The sequence below is a fragment of the Neobacillus drentensis genome (genome assembly GCF_021560175.1).
Classification (GTDB): domain Bacteria; phylum Bacillota; class Bacilli; order Bacillales; family Cytobacillaceae; genus Neobacillus; species Neobacillus drentensis_A.
On sequence record NZ_CP091110.1, the window covers coordinates 3,318,030 to 3,332,241 of the forward strand.

Annotated in this window: 13 protein-coding genes, 1 pseudogene and 1 riboswitch; of the genes and pseudogenes, 9 read left to right on the forward strand and 5 right to left on the reverse strand. The window is 37.2% G+C overall.

The annotated features are described in order from the left end of the window. Window positions 1-79: 79 nt before the first annotated feature. Window positions 80-1,270 (reverse strand): glycine C-acetyltransferase, encoded by a 1,191-nt coding sequence (locus L1999_RS15555; protein WP_235739387.1) that lies wholly within the window; start codon window positions 1,268-1,270, stop codon window positions 80-82. 316 nt (window positions 1,271-1,586) lie between these two features. Here L1999_RS15555 and L1999_RS15560 point away from each other — a divergent pair, with 316 nt between their 5' ends. Together L1999_RS15560 and L1999_RS15565 are read left to right on the forward strand one after the other, a co-directional pair. After that, window positions 1,587-1,895 carry a hypothetical protein gene (locus L1999_RS15560; protein WP_235739388.1) on the forward strand — a complete coding sequence of 103 codons (309 nt, stop codon included), beginning with the start codon at window positions 1,587-1,589 and terminating at the stop codon, window positions 1,893-1,895. Window positions 1,896-2,071: 176 nt separating this feature from the next. Then, window positions 2,072-3,235, forward strand: a complete 1,164-nt coding sequence (locus L1999_RS15565) for a serine hydrolase domain-containing protein (RefSeq protein WP_235739389.1) — start codon at window positions 2,072-2,074, stop codon at window positions 3,233-3,235. 193 nt (window positions 3,236-3,428) lie between these two features. Here L1999_RS15565 and L1999_RS15570 read toward each other — a convergent pair whose 3' ends face one another. Continuing rightward, window positions 3,429-4,427 (reverse strand): NAD(P)H-dependent flavin oxidoreductase, encoded by a 999-nt coding sequence (locus L1999_RS15570; RefSeq protein WP_345790852.1) that lies wholly within the window; start codon window positions 4,425-4,427, stop codon window positions 3,429-3,431. 213 nt (window positions 4,428-4,640) lie between these two features. Continuing rightward, window positions 4,641-4,742: riboswitch (purine riboswitch) on the forward strand. A 110-nt stretch (window positions 4,743-4,852) separates the two neighbouring features. Between L1999_RS15570 and L1999_RS15575 the strand changes: the two genes are divergently transcribed. Together L1999_RS15575 and L1999_RS15580 are read left to right on the forward strand one after the other, a co-directional pair. After that, on the forward strand, window positions 4,853-5,446 hold the full coding sequence (locus L1999_RS15575) for a xanthine phosphoribosyltransferase (protein ID WP_235739390.1): 594 nt from the start codon (window positions 4,853-4,855) through the stop codon (window positions 5,444-5,446). Next, the gene (locus tag L1999_RS15580) at window positions 5,446-6,753 is read left to right on the forward strand and encodes a nucleobase:cation symporter-2 family protein (RefSeq protein ID WP_235739391.1); all 1,308 of its coding nucleotides are present in this window, start codon (window positions 5,446-5,448) and stop codon (window positions 6,751-6,753) included. Before L1999_RS15575 ends, L1999_RS15580 begins: the two co-directional genes overlap by 1 nt. A gap of 1,092 nt (window positions 6,754-7,845) precedes the next feature. Here the strand turns inward: L1999_RS15580 and L1999_RS15585 are convergent. Beyond that, the gene (locus tag L1999_RS15585) at window positions 7,846-7,995 is read right to left on the reverse strand and encodes a hypothetical protein (RefSeq protein WP_235739392.1); all 150 of its coding nucleotides are present in this window, start codon (window positions 7,993-7,995) and stop codon (window positions 7,846-7,848) included. Between the two features lie 131 nt (window positions 7,996-8,126). Here L1999_RS15585 and L1999_RS15590 point away from each other — a divergent pair, with 131 nt between their 5' ends. Together L1999_RS15590 and L1999_RS15595 are read left to right on the forward strand one after the other, a co-directional pair. Next, on the forward strand, window positions 8,127-8,276 hold the full coding sequence (locus L1999_RS15590; RefSeq protein ID WP_215045906.1) for a hypothetical protein: 150 nt from the start codon (window positions 8,127-8,129) through the stop codon (window positions 8,274-8,276). Window positions 8,277-8,635: 359 nt separating this feature from the next. Beyond that, window positions 8,636-8,869, forward strand: a pseudogene (locus L1999_RS15595) (purine permease); the annotation flags it as partial. An 855-nt stretch (window positions 8,870-9,724) separates the two neighbouring features. Here L1999_RS15595 and L1999_RS15600 read toward each other — a convergent pair. Both L1999_RS15600 and L1999_RS15605 read right to left on the reverse strand, forming a co-directional pair. Further along, window positions 9,725-9,925, reverse strand: coding sequence for a cold-shock protein (locus L1999_RS15600; RefSeq protein ID WP_101646071.1), 201 nt, complete (start codon window positions 9,923-9,925; stop codon window positions 9,725-9,727). 188 nt (window positions 9,926-10,113) lie between these two features. Next, window positions 10,114-10,338 carry a spore germination protein gene (locus L1999_RS15605; RefSeq protein ID WP_215045903.1) on the reverse strand — a complete coding sequence of 75 codons (225 nt, stop codon included), beginning with the start codon at window positions 10,336-10,338 and terminating at the stop codon, window positions 10,114-10,116. A gap of 354 nt (window positions 10,339-10,692) precedes the next feature. Here L1999_RS15605 and L1999_RS15610 point away from each other — a divergent pair, with 354 nt between their 5' ends. The 3 genes from L1999_RS15610 to L1999_RS15620 are packed head-to-tail and all read left to right on the forward strand — an operon-like array spanning window position 10,693 to window position 14,002. Continuing rightward, window positions 10,693-11,598: a putative selenate ABC transporter substrate-binding protein gene (locus tag L1999_RS15610; protein WP_235739393.1), complete on the forward strand. Its 906-nt coding sequence runs from the start codon at window positions 10,693-10,695 to the stop codon at window positions 11,596-11,598. A gap of 14 nt (window positions 11,599-11,612) precedes the next feature. Next, entirely contained in the window at window positions 11,613-12,371 is a 759-nt protein-coding gene (locus L1999_RS15615; protein WP_235739394.1) for a phosphonate ABC transporter ATP-binding protein, read from the forward strand. Continuing rightward, complete coding sequence (locus L1999_RS15620; RefSeq protein ID WP_235739395.1) at window positions 12,368-14,002, forward strand: PhnE/PtxC family ABC transporter permease; 1,635 nt, start codon at window positions 12,368-12,370, stop codon at window positions 14,000-14,002. The genes L1999_RS15615 and L1999_RS15620 overlap by 4 nt, the downstream gene beginning before the upstream one ends. The last annotated feature ends 210 nt before the right edge of the window (window positions 14,003-14,212 follow it).

Below are 14,212 nucleotides of genomic sequence, written 5' to 3' on the forward strand. Positions count from 1 at the left end.
CGTCCTCTTCACGTATGCTGAATATTTCTTTATATTTATGGATACGTTGCCTAGGTGTGTAGAGTGTCTATATTAACGTTTAAATGACGCCCATTTCCGTGCCGACTTTTTTATAAATGGCAATGGCTTGATCCAGCATTTCCTTCGTATGAGCGGCAGTTGGCATATTGCGTACCCGGCCGGTACCCTTTGATACGGTTGGGAATACGATTGCTTTTGCGTAAACTCCCTCCTCATTCAGCCGTTTACTAAATTGCTGTGTGAGCGACTCGTCGCCAATGATACATGGTGTGATCGGGGTTTCGCTGTTGCCAATATCAAAGCCTAATTCCTTTAATCCCTTTTTAAGATAATCGCCATTTTCCCATAGCTTTTTGTTCAGGTCGGTGCTTTCCATTAAAATCTCGATCGACCTTTTACATGCAGCCACATCCGCAGGCGTTAAGGACGTGGAAAAAAGAAACGGACGGCTCCGAACCTTCAACCAGTCAATCAAATTTTTCTTACCTGCTACATACCCGCCGACAACTCCGATTGCCTTTGACAAAGTCCCAATTTGAAAATCAATTTTATCCGATAGACCAAAATGTTTAACCGTTCCTGCCCCTTCCCCAAGGACACCAGAGCCATGGGCATCATCTACGTACGTAATTAAATCAAATTCCTCCGCAATCTTAACAATTTCTGGCAACTGGGCAATATCACCATCCATCGAAAAAACACCGTCTGTAATCACCATGATTTTGTTATATAGACCTGATTCTTTTGCTTCTTTTGCTTTCGTACGCAGATCTTCCATATCAGAGTGTTTCACACGAATAATTTTTGCTTTAGAAAGCCTGCAGCCATCAATAATCGAGGCGTGATTCAATTCATCTGAAAGAATCGCATCGTTGGCATCCATAACGGCGGAAATTGCGGCCATATTACAATTGAAGCCTGATTGGTAGGCAATCGCTGCCTCTGTATGTTTAAATTCCGCCAACTTTTTCTCTAACTCCACATGTAATTTAAGGGTTCCATTGATGGTACGGACCGCCCCTGCGCCAACACCGTATTTTGCGATGGCGTCCCTAGCTGCCTCTTTAAGTCTTTCATCTGTTGCTAAACCTAAATAATTGTTAGAGGATAGATTAATTAGCTGCTTTCCATTGATGGTAATAAGTGGTCCATTTGGACTTTCCAGTGGATCGATGACATTGTATAAGCCTTTTCCCTTTAAATCTTCAAGATTTTCATTTAAAAAAGTTTCTAAAATAGGACTAGACACAAAATGTTCCCCCTTAGTAATGGAAGTTGGGTTTGTCATGACTAAAAAACAATTGTCCTCCTGAAATGGACATTAGAGAATTGCTGAAGTAGTAATATGCAAGGGTTTCTACTGATTATTTTATCATATTCCCCGTAATCTGTTCACTACAAACGGACAATTTTATTCAATAAAACTAGTGTACTCAGGTTAAACTGCGGATGTTTCTTTCTATATCTTATTCTTGCAGTCAAACTAACCATTTCTAAATGATATCTTTTTCGTTATAATACACTTTGAACTATATACACTTGGCTTCTTAGAAAGGATGTCGAACATGACTGCTTTAACTTCTGCCCTTTATTACATTGTCATCGGAGCTGTATTTATTTATTTTTCTATTTATGCATATGATTTCTTTAACGGTGAGAAACCGGAAAAACAAATAAAAAAGATTCATAAACATTTTCGTAAAGAAACGATCAAAAAAATTGATCTGTTAGAGGTTGAACCCCGTAAATATACCCTGTACCAAGTGACATTAGAAAACAGCATCAAAAAAGTAAAATTAAAACCAGGTTATAAAGTGGTCAATATCGTAGCGAAGAAGGAAACGAAAAAGAAACAGAAAAAAGGAACGATTTAATTTATTAACGGCTTCCATTCATTTCAAAACGACTAAAATATAATATATACGCCTATCGAATTGTATGATAATTCGATAGGCGTTTTTTGGTAGTATATAGAAATTTTTATGCTTTTTTTCACTGAAAATTTGTATAATAGGATTATCTATTTAAAATTGGTTTTGGGGGAAGTTTGATGGGAAATAACAACTATCTTTTTGATAAAAAAAATTACATTCACACTTATCTTTCCTATATGGTAAGTAATAAGTTTTCTGTTGCATACGATGACTATCAATTCTTTTCAACAAAGAAATTCCCATCAGATCCTAATCCATCTTCTTTTAAAGAATCTTCAAATAAACTGGAATTTACCACAATTGAACACTTACATAAAGGAAAAAAAAGATTGGCTGACTTTAACCAATTTATGGAGAATACAGGTACTACTGCTTTACTAATTATTAAAAATGATACTATTTTATATGAAGGTTATTTTAATGGCCATAAACGAGATACTCCCCAAAAGTTGTTCTCCATTACCAAATCATTTATTTCTGCGCTTGTTGGAATCGCTATTGATAGTGGTTATATAAAAAGTGTAGAGGATTCCGTTTCATTTTATTTACCCGAATTAAAACTTAAAAATATTAGTATCAAACATCTTCTTCAGATGGACGCAGGAATAAAGTTCAAGGAAGGTCATTTTCCGTGGAGAGACGAGGCAAAAGTTTACTTGTATCCCAATGCAAGGGAATTGGCACTCACCATTGTAGAAGATACAAAGGATACTTTTTTTCATTATAATGATTATCACTTGTTACTATTAGGGCTTATTCTTGAAAGGACAACAGGTAAAAGTGTAACTGACTTTTTTTATGAGAAGATATGGAGTCCGTTAGGGATGGAATTTCCAGGTTTTATAATAGTAGATAGTGAAAAGTATTCTTTTGAAAAAATTGAGAGCGGGTTAGTAATGACTGCAATTGATTTAGCAAAGTTCGGGAGTTTATACATGAAAAATGGCGAGTGGGCTGGTAAACAGATTATTAGCCAAGACTGGATTGAGGAATCAGTAAGTCCAAATAATGTGCCATCTAATAGGGAACATTTCCGATATTATCATAAACATCCTTGGGGAAAAATGTGGTTTAATCAAAATAAAGCCTATTATAAATACTTATGGTGGGGACATTTAAATAACAAAACGACTAATGACTATTTTGCTTTAGGCGCATTAGGTCAAGTACTATACGTTAGTCCAGATACCAATACAATGGCGATTCGTCTTGGAAGAAAGTGGGGAGTTATGGACTGGTGGCCTACAATCTTAAATAAATTAATCAGCTCTTCAATCTAATAACTACCCATAGTTAAAAGAAGATTGTGCAGGAGGGTAATATAATAGGTAAAAAATAAATACAGAGAATAGTTAAGTTCATATGTTAACGGACTGGGCTATTTTAAAAAAAACAAACCAAAAGACACCGCGATTGCGGTGTCTTTTGATACACAGTTTACTTTACATTTTTAGAAGTTGCTGCAAAAAAACCTTAATTCACACCTACACTCGATAATTTACCAGCAGCGCTATTAATCTTTTGCAGAGCTTCTTTGTATTCAACTTCTAACCGGTTAATAATATCTGCCGCCGATTCAATCCGATCAATGGCTCCGACACCATGTCCGGCAGACCAAATATCCTTCCAGGCCTTGGCGTTTGTTTCTTTTTGCATATCGTCAAAATTCACTTGGTCTTTTTTCACCAAATGGTCCGGGTCAAGTCCTGCTTTTTTAATACTTGGGATAAGCATGTTGGCCTTTACGCCGGAGAATGCATCCGTTAAGATCAAATCCTCCTGTGTGGCCTCAACGAGCATTTCTCTGTATTCATCATTAGCCATACTTTCGCTTGCCACAATGAAACGTGTACCCATATATGCAAGATCGGCTCCAGCCGCTTGAGCTGCTAGTATGCCTTTTCCTGTCGAAATTGAGCCGGCAAGAACGATGATTCCATCCCAAAATGACCGAACCATATCAACAAACGCAAAACTATTAATTTGTCCGGCATGACCGCCCGCGCCGCTTGCCACGAGGATCAAACCATCAACACCCGCCTCGGCCGCTTTTTTAGCAAACTTCAAATCGCTTACATCTGAAAAAACAAGTCCGCCGTATTCATGAACGATTTCAACTACGTGCTTCGGGCTTCCCAAAGAGGTAATGACTAACTGTGGTTGATGCTTTTTAATTAAGTTGAGTTCATCCTGCAAACGGCTATAGGAGCTATGTACCACCATATTCATAGCCCAGGGAGCAATTTTTCGATTCGGGTCAACTGCCCGTGCCTCCTCTAGTTCTTCATTTAACTGTCCCATCCACTGATCTAACACTTCAAGTGGTCTTGCATTTGGTGCAGGAAAAGAGCCAATCACTCCATTTAAACAGCACGCTTTAACTAGCTCAGTTCCTGACACTAAAAACATCGGTGCAGAAATAGCCGGCAATCGGAGTTGGTTCCACCAGCTTTCAGGAATTGATTTTTGCAAACTAAACCCCTCCTTGGTTTGGAATATTCTGACTAAATATCTGTATGTTAATAGTACTCGAAACTGAATGACTATTCAATATTTGATTTGAACCCACTATAAATAGCATGAAAATGGTTTCAATAAGCGAATAATGACGTAATATTTTGTACTAATGTTCGTTATTTGCTAAAAAAGGATTGATTTCCCCTTTTATCCTGATATAATGTGATTATATTAATATATAGTTTCGCTCATATAATCGCGGGGATATGGCCCGCAAGTTTCTACCGGATTGCCGTTAACAATCCGACTATGAGTGGGTAATGAATTTTGCCTATTTGTGCTTTTTAGCAATTATGAAGCCCAATGGTCATTGCCTCACTCGGATTACGGTGTGAGCGATGACCATTGGGCTTTTTATTATTCAAGGGGGATTTAACATTATGAGATTACTAGAAGAAAAGATTATTTCGGAAGGCAGGGTTCTGTCTGATCAGGTTTTAAAAGTGGATTCATTTCTTAACCATCAAATCGACCCTTTCCTAATGAAGGAAATTGGAAAAGAATTTGCGGCACGATTTGCTAATGAAGGAATCACGAAAATCGTGACGATTGAATCTTCTGGTATCGCCCCTGCTGTGATGGCTGGATTATATCTGAATGTGCCGGTAGTGTTTGCTCGAAAAAGAAAATCGTTAACGCTAACCGATGACTTACTCACTGCGTCTGTCCATTCATTTACCAAAAAAGAAACAAACGAAATATCCATTTCGAAAAAATATTTAGACGAAGAGGACCGTGTCCTTATAATTGATGATTTCCTCGCCAATGGACAAGCAGCGCTCGGATTAGCTGAGATCGTTCAACAAAGTGGTGCTATGGTGTTAGGGATAGGGATTGTGATTGAAAAGGCCTTTCAGCAAGGATCAGAAAAACTAAAAGAACGTGGCTTAAGGGTGGAATCATTAGCAAGGATCGCCTCCCTGGCAAACGGTGAAGTTCAATTTATCAAAGAAAAAGTGGAGGAATTAGTCTAATGAAACAAAGTCCATGGAAAACAGCATCTTTAGGAATTCAGCATGTATTAGCAATGTATGCCGGGGCTGTAATCGTCCCGCTAATAATTGGCGGTGCCCTTCATTTATCTGGCAAGCAACTAGCTTATTTAGTTTCATTAGATATCCTAACAAGCGGGATCGCTACTCTTTTACAAGTTTGGCAAAATCGATACTTTGGAATCGGACTTCCAATCGTTCTTGGCTGTACGTTTACTGCCGTTGGTCCGATCATTGCCATTGGCGGTCAATATGGTATGGGTGCGATTTATGGATCGATTCTTGTTTCAGGTATTATTGTAATTTTAATTGCTTCCTTTTTTGGAAAGCTTGTTCGTTTCTTCCCGCCGGTTGTAACGGGTTCTGTTGTAACCATCATTGGACTTACGCTCATTCCTGTTGCGATGAATAACGTTGCCGGCGGACAAGGTAGCAAAGATTTTGGTTCTGTAACGAATCTTTGCCTTGCTTTTGGTACCTTATTATTCATTATTGTTCTTTATCGCTTTTCTAAAGGTTTTATTCGTGCCATTTCTATTTTACTAGGGCTGATTGCTGGGACGATTGTAGCTGCACTTTTAGGAAAAGTTGATTTTTCTGCAGTTGGTGAGGCTTCATGGTTCCACATGGTTGCTCCCCTTCACTTTGCAGCACCTACGTTTGAATTAGCTCCAATTATTACGATGACACTTGTGGCAATTGTTAGTCTAATAGAATCAACTGGTGTGTACTTTGCATTAAGTGATATTACAGGAAAAAAGTTAACGGAACAGGATTTGGTAAAAGGTTATCGTGCAGAAGGATTAGCTAGTATTTTAGGTTCACTATTTAACTCCTTCCCTTATACGACTTATTCTCAAAATGTAGGACTTGTTCAATTTTCAGGTGTTAAGTCGAAAAATGTGATTTACACTACGGCTGGTATTTTAATTTTCCTTGGATTTGTTCCTAAGGTAGCAGCTTTAACAACGGTTATTCCTACCTCCGTTCTTGGCGGTGCTATGGTAGCGATGTTTGGAATGGTTATTGCTTCTGGAATTAAAATGTTAAGTAAAGTTGACTTCTCATCTCAAGAGAATCTTTTAATCATCGCTTGCTCCGTTGGTGTGGGTCTAGGAGTTACAACCGTTCCTACTTTATTTGACGCCCTTCCGGAAAGTGTGAAAATTTTAACCAACAGTGGAATTGTGGCTGGAAGCTTAACGGCAATTGTTCTTAATATCATCTTCAATGTTGCAAAGCCAAAGCAGCAAAGTGTTATTAAATCAGAAGGAAAAGTTGTTGCTTAAATACCATAGTATAGAAAACCACCAGTCTAATCGACTGGTGGTTTGTTTTTATTTTCTTGTGATGTATTTACGTCTTAGTAACCTTTTAATTAATCCTTCAAAATCTAATAACTTTTTCACTTGTATTATTACTAGGTTCTTTAACTTGATTATCATTATTTTGCACCTGAGTATCTTTTGGATAGCTTATTAACGTGGCAGGTTACTTTTAAAATGATTATAATTGAATAAAGAACTAACTTAGAGGTGTTGCTGTTTCTAAATTAAGGAGGTATATCATGAAGTTTTTTATAAAGTTAAATATTCTTAGTGCCTTATACGCAATAGCGTTGTTTATAGCAATCGAACTCATAATAAATGTAACTCATATCAGTACTTTAACTGGCTGGGAATGGGATAATGTCTACATTATAATTGCTGCTATTAATGTTATTGGACTTCTACTTTTGACAATTTTTTTCATTTACTTAACAAAAAAATGGACGATAGGTAGAAAATACAGCTATTTGTCACTCCTGTTGTGGGTACCATATTTTATTCTATTTTTCTCTTTTTTCCCTGTTGTTTTTCCTATTAATGTAGGAGTTACACTTTTTCCGAGATATAGCCTTCTGATTTATGGGTCTGTCATTCTGTATCCAGTTTACATACTATTTATAAATATGTATGCTTCACCTCTAAATACAGATTATGAGGAATTAAGTCATTAATATTGCAGGTCACTTTGCGGGTGCATTAATTTAAAAGAAAAACAATTAATTCTTAAGTGTTTTCTTTTTATCAAAATTAGAAGCCCCTCTCGGTTGAGAAGGGCTTTTTGTTGTGTGGACGTATAACAGGGTATACGGATATATTTCCTAGCGAACAAAAAATTACTAATTGTTTAAATATTGATTATTTGGATAAATAAGTAATAAGTCGTTCGTTATGTCTAATTATTTTAGGAGTGTAAACTTTTCAAGAAGGAGTTGAATTTCAATGAAAAATAAGGATAAAAAGGACTATGATAATTTAACTGAAAAAGACTTAGAATATTGGAATTTACTCGAAGATTTATTTTATGCTTCTGATGATGATGAAGAATAAAAGATTTTAAAGCCCTCCGAATAAGGAAGGCTTTCTGTATTTTAGAAGTGAGTTAATCTTATCAATCGTGTGATTTCCCGCAGAGGAACCATTTACCAGTACCTTGACCATTTCATCCCTCGCTACTTTTGGAGCAACGAATTTGTATTGCTTCATTTTTGACATCTCCTTCATTACACAACTTATTCGAATAACGAAATAATTAAGTTTGCACGTCTAAATTTTCGGACTTCCAACATATAATGGAATAAATAAACCTTTGAAACTATAAAGAGAGGAATACACCCATGAGCGAAATAAAAATTTTCTTATCAAAAGAAATCGGTCGACTAATTGATGATATTTATAAATGTAACAACGAAACTATAAGGGAAATGATTTTAACAGATATAATTTTATTAAATGACGCTATTATGCTTGATGATAAGGATTTTTAGTTTTTATTATGTCGCTATTTTCGTATAGCACAACTTAGACTGTACTAATAGTTTTAATCTCCTTTATTGATATGAATTGTTAATATTTTAATGTATTCTGATGTGTACTTTTTACGGAAATCAATCCTGCGTTTACTGGCATGGAAATGGAAATAGGGGTATTCTTTAGAGAAGAAAAAATTAAATCGATAAGCGTGGATAATATTAATAAAATTTGTAAATCTCTCAGTTAATGTAGAGGATTTTTTTGAATACGTGGATGATAAAGAAAAAGGCGATACTGAATAAACCTGTACCGTCTTTTTTAATTGAAAAAAATAACTAGTCCGTTTTGCTTAATATGTTAAGAAAATGTAGTAGTGGATTTCACATCCCAAGAGAACTTGTTAATCATTGCATGCTCTGTTGGGGTTGGTCTAGGAGTTACAGCGGTTCCTAATTTATTTGACGCCCTTCCAGGAAGTGTGAAAGTTTTAACTAACAGTGGAATTGTCGCTGGAAGCTTAACGGCGATTGTACTAAATATCATCTTCAATGTTGCAAAGCCAAAGCAGCAAAGTGTTGTTAAATCAGAAGGAAAAGTTGTTGCTTAATATAGACTTTAACCAACATATTACTACTCAAATTTTGCCTTTGATACTTATGATCAAAGGTTTTTTTGGCATATAAAAAAGTAAATTAAATCTTAGCCATGCATGAATACATTTTTTTTTAAAAGACATTCTAAGAAAAAAGTGTAGAGGAATTTTAAATATGTCAATGAAAAATAAGTGGTTATTTAATATTTCAATGGTACTACTCTCATGGATACCATTGTTATTTTTGGAATGGAGAAGTATAAAGAGATTTTTCCCAGCCTTTATCTTTGTGTATTTAATAAATCTTATTGATGTTCCAATTGGAAAGAAACGTAGATGGTGGCAGTTCTATAATAAACCAAATTCCTTTTTTTATAACGAATTTCCGTTTTTAATAGGTCCAATGTTAACGGTGGCTTTATGGTCTTTAAAATGGACATATGGAAATTTCAAAAAGTTTATTACCCTAAGTGCCTTTTTTCATTTAATATTTACAATTCTAGCTAAAAGTTTATTCCCACGGATTAAACTTTTTAGATTGGTTCGATTCAATGCATTTCAATTCTTCATCTACTTCCTTTACAAGGCTTTTTTCTTATATGGATTTCAGTTCATTTATGAAAATAAAAAGAGATTATTCCACTAACAGGTGCTTTTAGTGAATATTGAACCAAAATAAAAAGAGCATAAAGCTCATTAATGAAAAAAAATTAGGTTATTCCCAAATTGTATGTTACAATGATTGTACCATTTGAATTACTTTTTGTTTTCATGTGCCCCGCTCATTCGTGAGTGGGATTTTTGTTTTGTTTTTTTTTGAAATAAAAAAACAGACTCTAAAATAGAGCCTGTTTTTATTTGAGCTTACAATTAAGCTTTACGAACGTTAGAAGCTTGTGGTCCGCGTTGGCCTTGTTCTACGTCAAAAGTAACTGCTTGACCTTCGTCTAAAGATTTAAAACCTTCGCCTTGGATTGCTGAGAAGTGTACGAATACATCGTCTCCACCTTCGCGCTCGATGAATCCGAATCCTTTTTCTGCATTAAACCATTTTACTTTACCGTTTTCCATTTGTATTTCCTCCTGCTGTGTGCCATGCACACAATATGTTACTATCCTTGCACTCAGTGATCATCAAGACGAAAAGTTAATCTTATACTATCCTTTACACCGAACAAAAATAATTCTTATTCATCTTAACATTCTTCAAAAGTAATTGCAAGGATGTTAAAAAGATAATATCGAAAAAATCAGACGGGTTAGGCTAAACTCCGTCTGATTATATCTAGTACTCCTGATAGACTCGTTTCAGATATCCCACTTGCTCCACTGCTAGTGGTAATACTTTCGCCGGCGTTATCTCCACCAGAACCTGATGTAGTTCGTGTAATGGATATCGGTGCAATCGTAACTGCTCCACCAAAGTTTACAATCCCCCCTGAAATCGTCCCAATCGTAATTCCATCTCGGTTGACCGCCGTCAATCAAACACTCCTCCCTTCCTTTTTTTCATTATATGTACAAGGTGGAGTGCTTGTTTAAGCTTCTTCATTAAATCTTTGAAAAAAGCTGAAATAAATCACTCCTTCCTAACAAAAGGATGGAATGTTGAAGAATGGTCACAAATGACAGTTTAACAATGATAACCGAACTTCTGCCTTTTGACAGGTTTTTTTCTCGTAACACTGTGTTTCCAAATTAATTCTCGCTATTTCCCTATTCATAAAATCGATTAAACTTTATAGAACAAATAGATTAAATGAATTTATTCGACAAAATTCTTTCTTTATAATGAGAAAGGCAATAAGAATTCACTATACTAAGAGGTGCGGACATTTATGAAGAAATGGTTATATATGTTATTATTAGCTATGCTGGTTTTCTCCTTAGCTGCATGTGGTACGCAAAAGGACAATCAAGCAAGCGATACAAAAAAAGATTCAACTAATACAAAAGAAGTATTCAAAATTGGTGCAATTCCTGACCAAAATGCTGCTGAACTTGATAAAGGGATGACAGCAGTTGCAAAATATTTAAGTGAAAAAACGGGAATGAAGGTGGAATTTGTTCCATCTGTTGATTACGCTGCCCTTGTAACAGGGTTTCAACGCGGCGAAATTCATATGGCCTGGTTTGGCGGCTTAACTAGTGTTCAAGCGATTAGCCTTGTTCCTGGTGCTCAGTCTTTCGCACAAAGACCAAGAGATGCCGAATTCCATTCTGTTTTCATTACGCAGCCAAATTCTGGTATAACAAAGCTTGAAGATTTAAAAGGGAAATCGTTCACATTTGGCAGCGAAAGCTCGACATCTGGTCATTTAATGCCGCGTTATTATTTATCAGAAGCGGGAATTGACGCTAGCAAAGACTTTGATGGAAAGCCAAACTTCTCTGGCTCACATGATACCACTTATAAATTAGTAGAATCAGGTGCATTCAAAGCAGGTGCACTAAACGAAGCCGTCTGGGAAGCAGCCGTGAAGGAAAAAAAAGTCGATACAAACAAAGTAAAGGTATTCTATACAACTCCTTCTTTCTATGATTATAACTGGACGATCAACAGCAATGTAGACGATGTGTTTGGGAATGGTGCTAAAAAGAAAGTGGAAGATGCCATCCTTTCCATTACAACTGATCAGAAAGAAATAACCGATTTCTTCCAAACCGATAAATTTATTGAAACAAAAAATGATAATTATCAAAAAATCCAAAAGGTAGCAAAAGAATTAAACATCATTAAGTAGTAGGTGTCAGAGAAATGTCTTCAAAACATATGATTGAAGCGAAAAAATTAACAAAGCACTTTGAGCGGAAGATAGCCCTATCTTCCCTTTCTTTTACGATTAAACAAGGCGAATTAGTGGCATTAATTGGACCAAGCGGAGCGGGTAAAACCACTCTGCTTAATTCTATTGCTGGGCTTGTGCCCATTTCAGGGGGCGACCTGCACATTGACGGTCAGCCCCTTTCTGCTTATAAAAATGGTAAAGTGTTTGCAAAAAAAGTGGGTGTAATCCGCCAGCAATTCGATTTAATTGGACCGCTGGCGGTCATCCATAATGTGCTTGCCGGAAAACTTTCAGAGTGGGGAACATTTAAATCTCTTTTCTCCCTCTTAATCCCTCAGGAGAAAGAGTTAGCGATTCAGGCATTAGAACGCGTCGGACTTCACGATAAGGCCTTTGAAATCACCTCCACTTTATCAGGCGGAGAACAGCAGCGTGTCGCCATGGCAAGGCTTATGGTCCAAAAGCCAGAAGTTATTTTAGCCGACGAACCGGTCGCATCATTAGATCCGGCGAGAGCAGATGACATATTATCCATGCTAACAACGTTTGTCAAAGAGGAAAATCAGACCTTAATAACCAGCCTTCACTCGGTTGAATATGCTAGAAAGTATTTTACAAGAATCATATCGATGAAAAATGGTGAGATCTTTTTTGATTTGCCAGCCGAACAAGTAACCGATGACCTCTTAGCTGAGTTATACCAATTACAAAGCGGTGGTCCCCTATGAAAGTGACCCGCCTATTTCGATTGCATAACCGCTTTCTCCTTTCACTCCTGTTGGCAGCTATTTTTGGATGGAGTCTTTTTTCGATTCAGTGGAATGCCGATTTATTTCATTCCGGCGGGATCCCAACCTTATGGCAAATCGTTGAAGGACTAGTTCATCCGGACCTATCCCCAGATGTTCTCATGCTTGGGCTGGAATCTGCGTGGATTACACTAGCATACGCCGTTGCCGGGATGTCCTTGGCGATTTTATATGCCTTTATTGTTGGGATTCTAGCATCAGGTGTATTAACTTCTACAAAGACTTCAAAATTGGTTTCAAAGGTGTTTTTTAGAGGTATTTTAGGATTTACGCGTTCGATTCATGAACTTATTTGGGCCTGGCTGTTTGTGGCGGCAGTGGGACTTTCCCCTTATGCAGCGATATTTGCCCTCGCCATCCCCTACGGTGGTATTTTGGGCCGGATCTTCGCTGATATGTTAAACGATGTTTCAAAGGAACCGATTAAAGCCTTAAAAACATCAGGGGCTTCTAAGTTGCAAATTCTTATTTATGGCTACCTGCCATTGATTTGGGCAGATATGATTAGCTATACAATGTACCGCTTTGAATGTGCGATACGTTCTTCAGCTATTATGAGCTTTATCGGGCTTGGTGGATTGGGCTACCAAATTCAACTGGCCCTTCAGGACTTAAAGTACGATCGAGTTTGGTCATTTGTGTTTTTTCTGATCGGACTTGTCATTTTGGTTGATTTATGGAGCAATTTTGTCAGAAGAGCCTTAACGGAGCGAAAGAAACAGCGAGGTTTTAGTCCTGGCTGGAGATCCGTCGTTTTTACCTTATTCCTTATCATTGGTTCATGGGTATTTATCAAAATAAGCGAAAATGCATCATTTATCGAGCTGTTTTCTAATCGGAATATCGAAGCGGCGAAAAGATTTTTCGGCGGGCTTATTGGGATCGGTGTTGATCACCCAGCCTTTCTTGATGGAAAAAGCTGGTCCGCTGCCTTCAAGCTTACGATTGAAACACTGGAAATGAGTATTATGGCTATCGGGTTCGCTACCATTACCGCCTTTATTACGGTCGTTCCGGCCGCAAGGAACATCGCAAACGGCCAATTAACCGGGGATAAAAAAGGGGTTAATTGGCTGCTATTTGGTATAGTGCGGCTCGCTTATATTTTTTCCAGGGCAGTGCCTGAACTTGTTTGGGCGATGATGATTATCTTTATCTTTAAACCGGGTTTATTACCCGGTGCGATTGCCCTAGCCCTGCATAATTTTGGGATTCTAGGAAAGCTATGGGCTGAAGTAATTGAAGACATGGACTCCCGCCCCATTCGTAATTTAGCATCAGCGGGTGCATCTAAAACCGTATCCTTCTTTTATGGAATCCTGCCAATTATGATGCCTAGATTTCTTACCTACATCCTTTATCGCTGGGAAGTGATTATGAGAACAACGATTGTTGTGGGGTTTGTTGGCGCTGGTGGATTAGGAATGGACTTTAAATTAGCCATGAGCTTTTTCAATTACACGCAAATTACCTTACTGCTCTTATGTTATATGATTCTCGTTGTTATAGCGGATTTTGCCTCTGAAAGCACTAGAAAAGCTGTTAAATAAGGAAAAAGCACATTTCATTAGAGATGTGCTTTTTCTATGCTATTTAAAAACTATGTGTCCGCTAGTAAATTGCTAGCTTTTTGTTAGCAGATGCTTCCTAAGGGATAAGCCACGCTACATACCACTATCCTAAGGCTGTTGTGGTTTACTCACCAACTTCCCCCAGCAAATTTCCTCCAATTTTCCATATGTTAATTTTTCCATTTTATA